The 16,364-nt window shown below is 30.4% G+C and carries 12 protein-coding genes and 1 tRNA gene; 7 read left to right on the top strand and 6 right to left on the bottom strand.

The features are described from left to right. Positions 1-53 precede the first annotated feature (53 nt). Entirely contained in the window at positions 54-1,424 is a 1,371-nt protein-coding gene (locus DIS07_RS14020; RefSeq protein ID WP_109405898.1) for a saccharopine dehydrogenase family protein, read from the top strand. On the opposite strand, the gene DIS07_RS14015 is transcribed toward DIS07_RS14020, so the two are convergent. Beyond that, complete coding sequence (locus DIS07_RS14015) at positions 1,425-2,147, bottom strand: tRNA1(Val) (adenine(37)-N6)-methyltransferase (protein ID WP_109405897.1); 723 nt, start codon at positions 2,145-2,147, stop codon at positions 1,425-1,427. Between DIS07_RS14015 and DIS07_RS14010 the strand changes: the two genes are divergently transcribed. Further along, on the top strand, positions 2,148-3,875 hold the full coding sequence (locus DIS07_RS14010) for a family 16 glycosylhydrolase (protein WP_235869151.1): 1,728 nt from the start codon (positions 2,148-2,150) through the stop codon (positions 3,873-3,875). A gap of 38 nt (positions 3,876-3,913) precedes the next feature. Here the strand turns inward: DIS07_RS14010 and DIS07_RS14005 are convergent. The 3 genes from DIS07_RS14005 to DIS07_RS13995 all read right to left on the bottom strand — a co-directional run bounded on the left by DIS07_RS14005 (position 3,914) and on the right by DIS07_RS13995 (position 5,081). Next, positions 3,914-4,000 (bottom strand) — tRNA-Ser (locus DIS07_RS14005). Next, positions 4,001-4,525 carry a ribosome maturation factor RimM gene (gene rimM / locus DIS07_RS14000; protein WP_109405896.1) on the bottom strand — a complete coding sequence of 175 codons (525 nt, stop codon included), beginning with the start codon at positions 4,523-4,525 and terminating at the stop codon, positions 4,001-4,003. Positions 4,526-4,544: 19 nt separating this feature from the next. Further along, positions 4,545-5,081: a 30S ribosomal protein S16 gene (locus tag DIS07_RS13995; protein ID WP_109405895.1), complete on the bottom strand. Its 537-nt coding sequence runs from the start codon at positions 5,079-5,081 to the stop codon at positions 4,545-4,547. 526 nt (positions 5,082-5,607) lie between these two features. Here DIS07_RS13995 and dnaE point away from each other — a divergent pair. The 5 genes from dnaE (at position 5,608) to DIS07_RS13970 (ending at position 14,647) form a co-directional block, all read left to right on the top strand. Then, positions 5,608-9,945, top strand: coding sequence for a DNA polymerase III subunit alpha (gene dnaE, locus DIS07_RS13990; protein WP_109405894.1), 4,338 nt, complete (start codon positions 5,608-5,610; stop codon positions 9,943-9,945). A gap of 25 nt (positions 9,946-9,970) precedes the next feature. Beyond that, complete coding sequence (locus DIS07_RS13985; RefSeq protein ID WP_109405893.1) at positions 9,971-11,800, top strand: hypothetical protein; 1,830 nt, start codon at positions 9,971-9,973, stop codon at positions 11,798-11,800. Between the two features lies 1 nt (position 11,801). Continuing rightward, the gene (locus DIS07_RS13980; RefSeq protein WP_109405892.1) at positions 11,802-12,488 is read left to right on the top strand and encodes a hypothetical protein; all 687 of its coding nucleotides are present in this window, start codon (positions 11,802-11,804) and stop codon (positions 12,486-12,488) included. Positions 12,489-12,675: 187 nt separating this feature from the next. After that, positions 12,676-14,001 (top strand): D-arabinono-1,4-lactone oxidase, encoded by a 1,326-nt coding sequence (locus tag DIS07_RS13975; protein WP_109405891.1) that lies wholly within the window; start codon positions 12,676-12,678, stop codon positions 13,999-14,001. Next, positions 13,988-14,647, top strand: a complete 660-nt coding sequence (locus DIS07_RS13970; protein ID WP_109405890.1) for an HAD family hydrolase — start codon at positions 13,988-13,990, stop codon at positions 14,645-14,647. Before DIS07_RS13975 ends, DIS07_RS13970 begins: the two co-directional genes overlap by 14 nt. Here the strand turns inward: DIS07_RS13970 and gldA are convergent. Together gldA and DIS07_RS13960 are read right to left on the bottom strand one after the other, a co-directional pair. Continuing rightward, entirely contained in the window at positions 14,637-15,530 is an 894-nt protein-coding gene (gene gldA / locus DIS07_RS13965; RefSeq protein ID WP_109405889.1) for a gliding motility-associated ABC transporter ATP-binding subunit GldA, read from the bottom strand. The genes DIS07_RS13970 and gldA overlap by 11 nt on opposite strands. A 45-nt stretch (positions 15,531-15,575) precedes the next feature. Continuing rightward, the gene (locus DIS07_RS13960; protein WP_109405888.1) at positions 15,576-16,346 is read right to left on the bottom strand and encodes a hypothetical protein; all 771 of its coding nucleotides are present in this window, start codon (positions 16,344-16,346) and stop codon (positions 15,576-15,578) included. Between the last annotated feature and the right edge of the window lie 18 nt (positions 16,347-16,364).

Below are 16,364 nucleotides of genomic sequence, written 5' to 3'. Positions count from 1 at the left end.
AATTTTAAACAAAAATAGTATATTCGTATCATTGCAAAAATACATTAATATCAATGAAAAACATTCTAATTATTGGTGCTGGAAAATCAAGTTCTTATTTGATTAAATATCTTTTAGATAAATCTGACAAAGAAAATTTACATCTAATTATTGGTGATATTTCAACAGACAATACAGATAAACTCATTAATAATCATACAAATGCAGAAAGTGTTGTTTTGGATGTTTTTAACGCTGATAAACGTCAAAAGTTTATCAAAAAATCTGATATTGTAATTTCTATGTTACCAGCTAGATTGCATATAGAAGTTGCAAAAGATTGTATCACTTATCATAAAAATATGGTCACCGCTTCATATGTTTCTCAAGAGATGAAATCTTTGGATAAAGCCGCCAAAAAAAAAGGTTTAATATTGATGAACGAAATTGGTGTAGATCCTGGAATCGACCATATGAGTGCAATGCAAGTAATTGATAAAATTCGAGATAATAAAGCAAAAATATTATTATTCGAATCTTTTACTGGCGGATTAATTGCCCCTGAAAGTGATGATAATCTTTGGAATTACAAATTTACTTGGAATCCAAGAAACGTAGTATTAGCAGGACAAGGTGGAGCTGCAATGTTTATTCAAGAAGGCACTTATAAATACATTCCTTATCATAAATTATTCCGTAGAACAGAGTTTTTAACAATCGACGGAAGTGGAAAATTTGAAGCCTATGCCAACAGAGATTCCTTAAAATACAGAAGCGTTTATGGTTTAGATGATATACCTACAATGTACAGAGGTACAATTAGAAAAGTAGGCTTTTCTAGAGCTTGGAACATTTTTGTGCAACTGGGAATGACTGATGATTCTTACACCATCGAAAATTCAGAACATATGAGTTATCGTGATTTTGTAAACCTATTTTTGGCCTATTCTCCTTCAGATTCTGTAGAATTAAAATTACGTTCTTATTTAAAAATTGACCAAGATGATGTAATGTGGGAAAAATTAATTGAGTTAGATATTTTTAGCAATAAAAAGAAAATTGGAATTATAAATGCGACACCTGCACAGGCACTTCAAAAAATATTATCAGATTCTTGGACTTTACAAGAAAATGATAAAGATATGATTGTGATGCAGCACCTTTTTGGTTATGAAATTAATGGAGAAAAACATCAAATTGAAAGTAGCTTAGTGGTTATTGGAGAAAATCAAACTTACACAGCTATGGCAAAAACAGTGGGTTTACCAGTTGGAATTGCAGCTTTAAAAATTCTAACAGGAGAAATTAAAACTCCTGGAGTTCAAATACCAATTTCTAAAGAAGTATATGAACCTATCTTAAAAGAATTAGAGGAATATGGAATTAAATTTACTGAAAAGAAAGTTCCGTATTTCGGATATAATCCAAATAACGTAATTGGATAGTTACATTTTTATATAAAAATCTTTGGTCAAATTGATGTATTCGTCAGTATAATTATGACGTGAAGTTTCAATAACTAAATGCTCTTCTTTAATTTCTGTTTGAATAAAAGAAAAAGCTAATAAACTTCTTTTTATTTCTGAAGATGGATTGCCTTGAACTCTACAAACGCTGTTCAAAAATAATTGCTGTTGATTTGCTAAATCAACAAAATTTTGCTCTTCCTTAAACGGAACAACAACAGCAAAACTTCCGTTTTTTGATAAGATTTTAGTAACTCCAACTAGCAATTCTTCAAATGATAATGACGATGTAAAACGTGCTTTGTTCCTTGCTGAATCGTCTGTTTCAAAATCATCAGTATAAAAAGGTGGATTAGAAACGATTAAATCATAAGCTTCCTCCTCTTCTGCTATTTCAACTGCAAATTCTTGGAAACTTGAATTATAGCAATACAAACGATCTCCCCAATCTGATTGTTCAAAATTCTCAACCGTTTGTTCGTAAGCATTTTCATCAAGTTCAACAGCATCTATAGTCATTGCATCAGAACGTTGAGCTAACATTAACGAAATTACTCCTGTTCCTGAACCAATATCTAAAATCGTATCAGGAAAACCATCAACAGAGCACCAAGCTCCTAATAAAACTCCATCTGTACCTACTTTCATAGCAGTTTTCTCTTGATGAATGGTAAATTCTTTAAACTGAAATTTTTTTGACATATGCCAAAAATACAATTAAAAAATTCCATTTTAACAAACTGTATGGTTTATGTATTGGTAAAATTTTCGATTTATAAATACAATACAATTACTTTTGAGAAAAATAATATTATGACTCAAAAATTCTTCACAATTTTATTAGTAACACTTATTTTTTCAAACAGCTTCTCTCAAGAAATGCCATTAGATTTTGAAGACAATAGAGATAATTTTATTGTTTTTGGTGAAATAAACAATAATAATCCACCTAATAAATTTGATATATTTAATAACCCTGAAAATAGTTCAGATATGGTAGGAAGGTTCTTTATTGACGGTAAAAACTCAAATCCTTGGCAGGGTTTTTACATTGATTTAATAAAACCAATAAATTTAGACAATAACAATAAAATTATTACACTTGATTTTTATAAATACGATGGGAAACCACATACAATTATAGTAAAATTAGAACAAGGAGGAAGCAAACCAGATGTAGAGGTCTCTTTTAACATTGATAACGGCCCAAGTACTACACAAAAATGGATTACCAACATACAATTTGATTATACTAATGCCAAAAAAAGTACTGATGGATCACCCATAAATGCAAATGGAAGCTACAATAGAGTTACTATATTTATTGATGGAGGAGTTGCTAACAAACCACCTGGTACTTTCTTATTTAATAATATAAACGATGGAAGTACACCAACTGATCCAAACCAACTAGATGTGGTTTATAAAGATTTGGTTTGGTCAGATGAATTTGATAGCAATGGTAGTGTAGATGGTAGCAAATGGCATCATCAAACTTTTGGACCAAATGGTGGTGGATGGTTTAATGGAGAATTACAACATTACACAAATAATCAAAAAAATTCTTTTGCAGATGGTGGGAATTTACATATTGTAGCAAAAAGAGAAACTAAAGTCTTAAATGGAGTATCTAGAGATTTTACCTCAGCAAGATTAAACTCTAAATATGCATTTACTTATGGAAGGGTAGATGTTAGAGCTAAACTACCTTTTGGAAATGGTACTTGGCCTGCAATTTGGACCTTAGGAAAAAACATTAGCGAAACTGGAGCATATTGGCAAACTCAAGGTTATGGAACAACTGGTTGGCCTGCTTGTGGAGAAATAGATATTATGGAACATGGGTTACACGCAACTAATGAGGTTTCATCTGCATTACACACACCTTCAAGTTCTGGTGCTACAGTTAATACGGCAACAAAATTATTATCTGATGTTACTAATAATTTTCATATTTACTCAATGAATTGGTCTCCGAATCAAATTACTTTTTTAATTGATAATGTTGTGTATTACACTTACAAACCTTCAGTAAAAAATGATGCAACATGGCCCTTTAACAAAGAACAGTTTTTATTATTAAATGTAGCTATTGGTGGTTTTTCAGGAACACCTAGTAGTAGTTTTACCGAAAGTAGTATGGTAATCGATTATGTAAGAGTATATCAAAATACAAGTACTGCAGGTTTAGATGAAAATTTTAGTAATAAATTTTCCTTATTTCCTAACCCTGCTAATACATCTTTCAGAATAAAATCAACCGAAAAAATAGAAAAAATAGAGTTGTTTAACAATATAGGGCAAAAGACATTTTCTAAAAACTATACACCCAACCAAACTATCGATGTAGAAAATCTTTCTAAAGGTATGTATTTTATAAAAATCTTTTCTAGAAACAAAACCATTCTAAAAAAACTGATTGTCAACTAATAAAAAATCCTTTGAGAATTTCAAAGGATTTTTTTTTGCAGAAAGGAAGGGATTCGAACCCTCGATACCGTTGCCAGTATACTACCTTTCCAGGGTAGCTCTTTCGACCACTCAGACACCTTTCTTTATAAATACAACTCTATCAACCCTTCTGGGGTTTCAACGTATATTTGTTTATTTTTTCTATCCACTTTTTTGATAAAATCATCTATCATTGGGATAAAGATTTCTTTACCTTCTCTATCAATTTCAAAAAGTGGTTGAGCAGCTTTATCATTTATATGAACAATTGCTCCAACTTCACCAAAATTAACATCAACAACAGTAAAACCAATTACTTCATGAAAATAAAATTTATCTCCTTCTAGTTTTGGCAGTAAATCTAAAGGCAAGTATATATTAGATTTTAGTATTGAATCTGCTTCCTCTTCAGAATAGACATCTTCAAACTGAACTCTTAATTGATTTCCTTTATGAAGTGAACTTTTTTCAATAAAAAATGGAACCAGATTACTGCCAAATTCGACATAAACTGATTCCATATTTTTATACAACTCAGGCTCGTCAGTATCTAATTTGATAACTACCTCACCCTTAAAACTATATTTCGTTACGATTTTGCCTAAATAAAAACAATCTTCTTTACGCATAATCGAATAAAGTTATAATTTATTCAGCTGCTTTTTCTGCTGCTTCATCAATAGTTTCAGCTGCTGCTTCAACTTCTTCTGTAGCTTCTTCAGCAACCTCTTCTACAACTGGTTTAGCTGCTTCAATTCTTGCTTCGTTAACCGCTTTTTCAGCCTCTAAAGCTTTTGCTTTAGCTTCTGCATCAGCTTTTGCTAATTTTTCTTCTTTAGTAGATACTTTACCTGCTTTTTCTTCTAACCAAGCCGCAAATTTTGCATCTGCTTGTTCTTGAGTTAAAGCTCCTTTACGTACACCACCAGCTAAATGATTCTTTAATAAAGCACCTTTATAAGATAAGATATTTTTAGCCGTATCAGTAGGTTGTGCACCATTTTGCAACCATTCTACAGCTTTATCAACATCTAAATCAATAACTGCAGGGTTAACATTTGGGTTGTACGTTCCTATTTTTTCTAAATAACGACCGTCTCTTTTTGCACGTGCATCAGCGGCAACAATCCAATAGAATGGTTTCCCTTTTTTACCGTGTCTTTGTAATCTGATTTTTACAGACATAATTTGTTAATTTTTTAAGGTTCTCGACCTTGGTTATTAAAAATCTTATCATCTCGTGATAAGTGGGCGCAAAAATACAAAACCTTTTTCAATCTAAAACACTCTTTTTCAATATTTTTTATGGCGTTTTAACGGGCTTTCATTACTCGCTTTTTTTCATTCTTCAAAAAGAGCTCAAACAAACCATTCAATCCCTAACGCAGTTAGCAGTTAGCAATTAGCAGTTAGCAGTTAGCAATTAGCAGTTAGCAGTTAGCAGTTAGCAGTTAGCAGTTAGCAGTTAGCAGTTAGCAGTTAGCAGTTAGCAGTTAGCAAAAATAAAAAAACTTCATACTTCAATCTTCCTACTTCATACTCTAAAACTCTATAACTCTGAAACTCTGAAACTCTGAAACTCTGAAACTCTGAAACTCTGAAACTAAAAAAAGTCAACATTCAGTTAATAACTTCCATAGAAAAGTTCATCAAAAAAAAGTATTTTTACAACACGTTTGAATAATAAACACTTCAACATTTACACCCATTTATGTACTTAATTTTCGATACAGAAACTACAGGTTTACCCAAAAGCTGGAATGCACCAATAACAGATACTGACAACTGGCCAAGGTGTATTCAGATTGCGTGGCAATTGCATGATGAAATGGGTACTGTTTTAGAACATAACGATTTTCTAATTCAACCAGATGGATTTAACATTCCTTTTGACGCAGAAAGAATTCACGGAATTTCTACAGAATTAGCCCAAGAACAAGGAATTGCTTTAAACAAAGGTTTGGAGTTGTTTAATGAAGCACTTAAAAAAACTAAATTTATAGTGGGTCAAAATGTTGGTTTCGATATTAATATTATGGGATGTGAATTCCATAGATTAGGTGTAGAAAACAACTTGACCTCTCTCCCACTTTTAGACACTTGTACGGAAAAAACAGCTTTATTATGTCAAATTCCTGGAGGTCGTGGAGGAAAGTTTAAACTACCCACTTTAACAGAGTTACACAATCATCTTTTTGGTGTTGGCTTTGGTGAAGCCCATAATGCAACTGCAGATGTCGAGGCAACAACACGTTGTTTTTTAGAGTTAATCAGATTAAGAGAATTTACCAAAGAAGAATTAGATGTTGATGCTGATTATTTTAAAAATTTCTCAGAAGCTAACCCAAAACCAATTCAGGTAATTGGTTTAAAACACATCAACCTAAAAAAAGAAAGTGATAAAATTCGTAAACGTCTAGATAAATTAAAAGACGTACAAGAAACCAAATCAACTTCTGAAGGTTTAGCTGAATTAAAAGATGTAAAATTTGCTCATTTACACAATCATACTCAATTCTCTGTTTTACAATCTACAATGCAAATTGGCAATATTGTAAAAGCTGCAGCTAAAGATAATATGCCTGCTGTGGCAATGACAGATACTGCAAATATGATGGCTTCGTTCCATTTTGTAAGTGCCGTTTTAAATCATAATAAAAATGCTGAAACACCAATAAAACCAATTATTGGTTGCGAATTTAATGTTTGTGAAGATCATACCAATAAGTCTCAAAAAGACAATGGTTATCAAGTAGTTTTATTGGCAAAAAACAAAAAAGGATATCACAATTTAGCAAAAATGTCTTCGATTGCTTTTGTTGACGGTTTCTATTATGTACCCAGAATTGACAAAGAAGTCATCAAAAAATACAAGGAAGACATTATCGTTCTAACGGGTAATTTATATGGTGAAGTACCAAGCAAAATTTTAAATCTTGGAGAAAAACAAGCAGAAGAAGCGTTGTTATGGTGGAAAGAGGAATTTCAAGATGATTTTTACATTGAGTTGATGCGTCACAATCAACAAGATGAAACTATTGTAAATGAAACTTTATTAAAATTTTCAAAAAAGCACGATATTAAAATCGTTGCTACAAATAACACATTTTATTTAGAGAAAAAAGATGCTAATGCTCACGATATTTTACTCTGTGTAAAAGATGGTGAAAAACAAGCCACACCAAAAGGAAAAGGGCGTGGATATCGATATGGTTTACCCAATGAGGAATATTATTTCAAATCTTCAGATGAAATGAAAACCATATTTGCTGATTTGCCTGAAGCCATCATCAACATTCAAGAAATTGTAGATAAAATTGAGATTTTCACTTTAGCAAGAGATGTTTTATTACCTGCTTTTGATATACCTGATGAATTTAAAGACCCAAAAGATGAAGAAGATGGAGGAAAAAGAGGAGAAAACAATTTCTTACGTCATTTAACTTATGAAGGTGCTAAAAAACGCTACGGAGAAATCACTGAATCTATAAAGGAAAGACTTGATTTTGAATTAGAAGTAATTGAAAAAACAGGATATCCTGGTTACTTCTTAATTGTAGAAGATTTTATCAGAGAAGCTAGAAATATGGATGTTGCAGTGGGTCCCGGTCGTGGTTCTGCAGCAGGTTCTGTAGTTGCTTACTGTCTTTGGATTACCAATATTGACCCTATTAAATACGATTTACTTTTTGAGCGTTTCTTAAATCCTGAAAGAGTTTCTATGCCAGATATCGACATCGATTTTGATGATGAAGGTCGTGGTCGAGTTATGGATTATGTAATTGATAAATATGGTGCGAATCAAGTTGCGCAAATCATTACTTACGGAACAATGGCCGCAAAATCATCCATTAGAGATACTGCAAGAGTTTTAGATTTACCACTTTTTGAAGCTGATAGAATTGCGAAATTAATTCCTGGGGTAAAACTGAAAAATATCTTTGGTGATGATCCTAAAAGCAAAGGTAAGATTGCAGGTTTACGAGCGGAAGAAAAAGTAATGGTTGAGGAGCTGCAAACAATGGCTAATGGAACAGACTTGACTTCAGAAACCATTAATAAAGCTACTATTTTAGAAGGTTCTGTTAGGAACACTGGTATTCACGCCTGTGGAGTTATCATTACTCCTGGGGATATCACCAATTACGTTCCTGTTGCTTTGGCAAAGGATTCTGATATGTACGTGACTCAGTTTGACAACTCTGTTGTAGAATCTGCAGGATTGTTAAAAATGGATTTCTTAGGATTAAAAACCTTAACCTTAATTAAAGACACTGTTAAAATTGTAAAAGCACGACACAATATAACCTTAGACCCAGAGAATTTTCCTTTAGATGATGTAAAAACATATGAGTTATTCCAAAGAGGAGAAACAGTGGGTATTTTTCAATATGAATCTCCAGGAATGCAAAAACATATGCGTTCTCTAAAACCAACGGTTTTTGCAGATTTAATTGCAATGAATGCATTGTACAGACCTGGACCTATGGAATACATTCCGAGTTTTATCAACAGAAAACACGGAACAGAAGATATTGAATACGATTTACCAGCAATGGAAGAGTATTTAGCAGAAACTTACGGAATTACAGTTTACCAAGAGCAGGTAATGTTACTCTCGCAAAAGTTGGCAGATTTTACCAAAGGTGAAGCCGATGTTTTACGTAAAGCAATGGGTAAAAAGCAAATTGCGGTTTTAGATAAAATGAAACCAAAATTTATAGAACAAGCTGCCGCAAATGGTCACGATGCTGATAAATTAGAAAAAATCTGGAAAGACTGGGAAGCTTTTGCAAGTTATGCTTTTAACAAATCGCATTCTACTTGTTATGCGTGGATCGCCTACCAAACAGCATATTTAAAAGCGCATTATCCTGCAGAGTATATGGCTTCTGTGCTTTCTAATAATATGAATGATATCAAATCAGTTTCATTTTTTATGGAAGAATGTAAACGAATGGGACTAGAAGTTTTAGGGCCAGATTTAAATGAATCTTATTTAAAATTCTCTGTAAATAAAGAAGGTGCTGTTCGTTTTGGAATGGCAGCAGTAAAAGGAGTTGGGGCTGCAGCCGTAAGAGCCATTATTAAAGAACGAAAAGAAAATGGAAATTATTCTTCCATTTTTGATTTGGCAAAACGTGTTGATTTAAGAGCTGCAAATAAAAAATCGTTTGATAGCTTGATAAAAGCAGGTGCTTTTGATTCTTTTACGGATACCCATAGAGCTCAATACTTCGCTACTGATGAAAAAGGTTTGACCTTTTTAGAACGCGCTATGAAATTTGGTAGCAAACATCAAGAAAACCAAAATTCTGCACAAGTTTCTATGTTTGGAGAAGCATCAACTGTTCAATTTCCAGAACCTGATATTCCTGAATGTGAAACTTGGGGAACTATGGAGTTATTATCTCAAGAAAAAGAAGTTATCGGAATTTATATTTCTGCGCATCCTTTAGACGATTTTAAAAATGAATTGAAGTTTTGCAACGCAACTTTAAAGCATTTTAAAGGTGATCTTGCAAAATATGTGGGTATGAATTTAGCTTTTGCGGGAATTATAACCGACGTTCAACATAGAGTCTCTAAAGCTGGAAAAGGTTGGGCAATGTTTACAATTGAAGATTATGGAGATAGTAATGAGTTTCGAATTTTTGGTGAAGATTACCTAAAAATGAAACACTTTTTAGTACCAAATTCATTCTTATTTGTGCGTTGTACAATACAACCTGGTTGGACAAATAAAGAAGGGGTAACTGGTGAGCCAAGATTAAAATTTACAGAAATGAAACTCTTGCATGATATTATGGACGAATTGTGTAAAAAAGTAACCATCCAAATTCCTTTACAAGAAGTTACAGCAAATACTATTTTAAACTTAGAAACCATATTAAAAAATTCACCTGGTAAACAGTCTCTAAATTTTACAGTTTGGGACGAAAAAGAAAAAATAGAAGTCAGTTTACCAAGTAGGAATACTAAAATTCATATTACAAATGAACTATTGGCAACTTTAGAAAGTCAGCAGATTCAGTATAAATTGAATTAGTATATTTGCCAAGAAAAAAGAATTAATGAAAAAGCTTTTTAATCTATTGCCTTTTTTGGCAATTATTATCTTTTCTACTTGCGGTTTTGAGTTTTCTGAAGACTATTATAAGGATATTGTAACTAGCAAACCTAATGTTAGTTTAAGTTTAACAAACTTTATTGATGGAGAAACAATAAGGCAATCTAAGGGTATTAAATTTAATTATCAAGCATCAAATAAAAATAGATTATATGAAATTAACTTTTTTATTGATGATCAATTGGTAGAAAGTTTTACAAACTCTAATGATACTTTTTTATTAGACATCTCAAATCTATCAGATACTAATCATATTTTAAAAGTTGAGTATTTTTTTAAAACAAGCTCTGGCAGTTTAGCTGAGATAAGTGGAAGTGAATCTTATAAGGTAATTGAAGAATTTAACTTTTCTGTTGATAAATCTATTTTAAAACTTGAAATAGATAGAGTGGAACATACTAATGGAACAATTTATATATATTTTAAACCTTATTCACTTACAAGTTTTATAGATGAATCTATATCAGCAAAATTATTAGTATCAAACAATCGTACTTTATACCGTGAGATTATTTTAACAAAAGAATCAATTGAAAATGGTGTTTATAACGATGTAAATGCACTTTCACTTGACTTTAATTATAGAACAAAAATTAAAAATGATTTTCAATCAATAGAATCTGACATAAAAAAAGTTAAGGTAACAAACACCTTTAAGATATATGCGACATTAAGTAACGAAGGTTTTTTAAAAATTAATTGGACTGATTACCCTCTTTACAATAATATTACAAAAATGTCTATTAGACTAAATGGATTTAACAGTAATGTTACTCAATATAATTTAGATTATAATAATAAAGAAAAAATCATCCCATATAAAACAGTTGTTTTTGGTAAGAATTATTCCTATTCTGTGCAAATGGGTAATGATAATAACAATTTTTCTTATGGAGAAATTATTAGTTCCTCAGATGATTTTCATTTAGGTCAAAAATTTGAAACTGACAATTATAAAAAAATTGCTTACAACAAACCTAATAATCAAATCTATGCATTAGAAATTGACAGCAACAACAATGTTTATATTAACAAATTAAATATTAACACCTTATCTTCAGAAAACAAAATTTTCATTACACGTTCTTCTAATTCAAACGGTGATTTTACTTTTAATGACAATAATAATATTATAATAGATTTAAACTCAAAGTCTATTTTAGTTGATAAGAATTCATTTAACATTATAGAAGAATATAACATTAATGATTTTGATATATCGACCACTAATCTAAATAATATTGTAAGATTTAGGAAAAACACATTTGTAATTGAAAACTTAAGTAATTTTTCTTTTGTTAAAATATTTGATATCCCTACAAGAAAAAGACTAAAATATGAACAAAACCTGAAAAATTTTAATATTTCTATGAATGGTCAATTTATGGTCATCCAAGATAAAATTTATAAAAAAACTGGAATAGAATTACAAAAAATTTATGAAGATCCGTATTATAGAAATTTACATAGCGATTTTGCTATTGCAAAAAATAAAATCTTTTTTGCAAGAGGTTATACTGTTGGAGAATTAGATTTATTGACCCTTAATGAAAAATCATATAAAGATTTTGCTAATATTAAAAATATTTGTTACATAGATATACTTGATAAAATTTTAATCTATGGGAGATTCCTACCTCTTGTTTTATATGATTATAAGACTGGACAAAAAATTGAAAAAAAAATTGAAATATTAGATAATAAATACCTTTATATAGCAGAAAAAAATTATTTAATTTCTCCATATGGATTTTTAATTAAAGATTTTTTTTAGAATGAAAACAAATACTATAATCTTATTACTTTTTTGTACAATAAATGTTTTCACCCAACAAGGAAAAATCTTTTTTGAAACAAATTACAACACTTTTTCGCATACTTCTTTATCTAATTTTCAAGAAGAATTTAAAACTGATATTGCCCCAATTCCTGTTAAAACTGTAGATGACTTTCCTGCAAATATTGGATTTACTTTAGGTTATGAGATTTTAGATTCAAACACTGCTTTATTTTTGAGTTATAATTCAAGCGGAGGCAAACTATCTTATTCAGATTATTCTGGTATCGTTAGATTAGAAGAATCTTTAAATGGAATTACATTTGGTGGTATTTACTATGTAAATCTTAATAAAGAAAAACAAGATTTTAAAATTGGCTTTAAAGGTTTTGGTATGTATTCTAGTTTAAATCTAAATAGTTATTCAGAAATTGGAACTAATATACAACAAGATAATATTGATTTTCAATCATTTGATTTTGGTATCGGAGCTCAATTAAATTATGAATATCCACTATCATTTTTTATTATAAGAGCTAATATTGGGTTTGATGTGGTCTTGGGTGGGAAATTAAAATTCAAAGACAATAATGAAGCTCATCTTATAAATAATTCAGGAGAAGACGTAAAAACAGGCTGGTCTGGTCTAAGAACTGGAGTTGGTATTGCATTTAACATAGACTAAACAAACTTTAAATAACAGGTTGCTTTTCATAAAAATATTATATTCTCTTTTTAATCCTCTTTAAATATCAAATTCTTAAAAATTAACATCCTTTTTTACAGAAACTCTATTTTGGTTTTTCTTAACACTTTTAATGGTTAAGCAGTAAATATCATTTGTTAATTTTGTTTAAGAAAAATTAAACTACATGAAACAAAATAACAATAATACTTGGATTAGCTGGAATGAAAATTTAAAGCATAATTACGAAAAGATATATAGTGTTAGTACTGAAGAAGAACTTCGAGAAGTAATTGCAAGTAATGAAAAGATTCGTTTTTTTGGGAGTAAACAATCATCAGCAGATATTGCTGCTGGCACAGATGCCCTGATTGATATGACTTCTTACAACAAAATTGTTTCATATGATTACAATAGAAGAACAATAACAGTTCAAGCGGGTATAATTTTAAGCGAATTATTAGAAGCAATTGAATCTGTAGGTTGGTGTATACCATGTTTACCAGATATTAACACCATTACCATAGGTGGCGCTTTAGCAACTGGGACACATGGTACAAGTGGAAAGTTGTTATGCGAATATATGACTGAATGTAGGTTAATACTCGCTGATGGAAGCATTAAAACAATTGATAAAGACAATAAATTAATGGATGCTGTAAGAGTTTCCTTAGGAATGTTAGGAGTGATGTCTACCGTTACGTTCCAATGCGAACCTGAATATATTTTACATGTTAAAGAAAAACCTGAAAATGATAAAGAATGGTTACCTAAAATTAAAAGCAGGCTAAAAGAACACAATTTTTTAAGAATTTTATGGTTACCTCATACAGATACAGGATATGTTATTACTGGAGATAAAATAGATTCAAATAAAGAGATTGTTGAAAATCAAGGTCCAAAATATCTTAAACATAGAAGAACTGTTTCTAAAATATTGTATAAATATTCTCACAAATTTCCTTGGATTACGGCAATTGCCAATAAAATTATTGCAAAAGCATTTTTTAATTCTAAAAAAGAGCATAAAGGAAGTTTGTATCAGGCAACAGTTACCAAATCTAGAGGTTCTACATTAGAATTGGCAGAATGGACTATAGCACTTGATAAATTTCCGAAAGTTTTCCAAGAATTAAAAACAGAAATCAACAAATGGAGCAATAAGTCTTTTATTCATATACCAATGGATATCAGATTTGTATATGAAGATAAAAGTTGGTTAAGTTATGCTTATGGGCAAGATACTGTAACTATGGGTTGTGTTTCTCGAAATGCGGCTACGGCAGATACCTATGAAGCCTTTAAAAGTGTAGAAAAAATATTTATCAAACACGGAGGACGACCACATTGGGGAAAACGCTTTACAGCAAAAGATCCCCAATTGTCTAAAGTTTATCCTAAATGGGAAGCCTTTAAAGAATTAAGAGAAAAATTAGATCCTACTAATAAATTCTTAAATCCATATTTAACCGAATTAGTTAATGCAAAGGTTGTAGTAAATGAAATTGCCTAAAGGTTTTTTATTTGATTTTGACGGCGTAGTTGTAGATAGTTTTATAAGTCATTATTCAGCTTGGACATCTGCTTTCAAAGAATTATTCGATAAGGAAATAGCTCCATTTCCTAAAAGTTATGCAGGAAAATCTCCAATGATAATTGCAAATTATTTTTGTAGTGTAATTGGTAAAGTAAATAAAGCTGAAGAATTATTTTTTCTAAAGGATAAACATTTAGATATCTACTTTACAAAACCCAAAATTTTACCCGGTGTTTTAGATATTACAAATTTTCTATCAGACAAAAATATTAAATATGGAATAGCAAGCAACGCTACAAAATTATTTTTAAAAAACAGTATTCAACAATTAAATTTAAATTTTCCAATAGTCTTTGGAGTTCAAGATTATAAAAAACCAAAACCTGCTCCAGAGGCTTACATCACTTTGGCAAAAGCACTAGGTTTCACCAAAAAAGATTTTAATAATATTTGGGTTTTCGAAGACAGTTTAACGGGAACTCATGCCGCAAATTTAGCAGGTATGATTCCTATTGGAATTTTAACACAATACTCTAAAGAAGAATTAAAAGCTGCTGGAAGTCAATTTGTTTTTCCAACTCTTTTAGAAGCATATCAATATTTAAAAAGTATTAAGCAGTAACTTCTCTAAATAAAGTTTCTAAATTTTTATTTTGTGTATTTAAGCCAAGAATTTTTAGGCCATTTTCTTGCGCAAAATCGAAGATTTTTGGGCGCATATCTTCTTCACTTTCAAATGTGATATACCAAGTTGTATCGTAATTATTTTTAAAAGAGACTACATTTGGTAGTCTTTTTATAAATTGTTCTTCAATTTTATAATCAAACGTAACTTCTATGTTTTGTATATTATTCTCTTTGAGTTCAGACAGCTTTTTATCAACTAAAATCTTACCTTTTTTAATGATAATAACTCGATCACAAACTGCTTCTACTTCTTGCATAATGTGTGTTGAGAATAATACAGTTTTGTCTTTGCCTAACTCTTTTATCAATTCTCTTATTTCTACTAATTGATTAGGATCTAAACCTGTTGTGGGTTCATCTAAAATCAAAACTTTAGGGTTATGCAAAATAGCAGCAGCTAAACCTACTCTCTGCTGATATCCTTTGGACAGTTGATTGATTTTCTTATGCGCTTCAGATTGTAAACCAACTTGTACAATACAGGTTTCTATTTGGTCTTTATCAACTTTAAAAATACCTGCTTGAAACTGCAAATATTCTCGTACATACATATCTAGATACAAAGGGTTATGTTCTGGTAAATAACCAATGTTTTGTTTAGCTTCTATAGCGTTTTCTAATACATCAATATTATCAACAAAAACATCTCCAGAGTTTGGTTTTAAAAATCCTGTTAAGATTTTCATCATGGTAGACTTTCCTGCCCCATTTGGTCCCAAAAACCCAATGATTTGTCCTCTTTCTACAGTAAAAGAAACTTCACTTAGAGCTTTTTGAGTATTGTAGTTTTTAGAAACCGATGAAACTTTTAAAGACATTTATTAATTTTTACAGAATGCAATTTGTAACTAATATACTTTTTTTTAGTTTACCGTAAGTTGTTTTTCTTGTCTAATTTTGCGAATACTTTTCATTCTAGACCAAGTTAATTTATGTCGTTGTTTGTATAACCAAAGACTCCCTAAATCTAATCCGAAATAAAAAAAACTAATACCACTTGGAGGATTATGACTTGGTAAAAAATCAAAAACTCCCCAAGCTATAGAAGGCCATTTCCAACATAAATAATTTGTCCCTACTATTTCTAAATACGCAACAGTAAGGTACATAGTTAAATAAAATAGTCTTTCTCTAGGTTTATTTCTTAAAATAAGTAATGTGGCTACTGTCATCACAAAGCCAAAAATGTCATTTTTAACAATCAAAAATACTAACGCATAAATGAGTATAAAAATTGTAAAAAACTTTTCTACAGAAACTTTGTGTTTTATAATCGAAGAAGCTTTAGAAAAATATAAAACAGCAATATAAACCAATGCGTGACCAGGAGGGACATAATGAGGTACATTTCCTAACCTATAAGTGTACATCCCCAGAACAATAGAAAATAAATACTCGCCTATAATTGCTATTAAAACTGCAGTTATCATCTGCTCTCTAGCTCTTTTAGTCACTTTAATAAACACAATGCTAAACATGATAAACATTACAATATTTGCATACCATTGTGCATTATCAGTATATTTAATAAAATAATAACTATCTAACCATAGACCAGTAATAAGATATAGAAATAACAGACCCAAACTTTTTCCTGTTGCATATAAAGGAGACTTTGATGCTAATAAACTCATGCCGCTAAAATAAAAAAA

Origin of the sequence: Polaribacter aquimarinus, from assembly GCF_003129485.1 — a bacterium.
Taxonomy (GTDB): domain Bacteria; phylum Bacteroidota; class Bacteroidia; order Flavobacteriales; family Flavobacteriaceae; genus Polaribacter; species Polaribacter aquimarinus.
The sequence above is the reverse complement of the archived record's forward strand: the minus strand, read 5'-3'. Positions and strand labels throughout refer to the sequence as shown.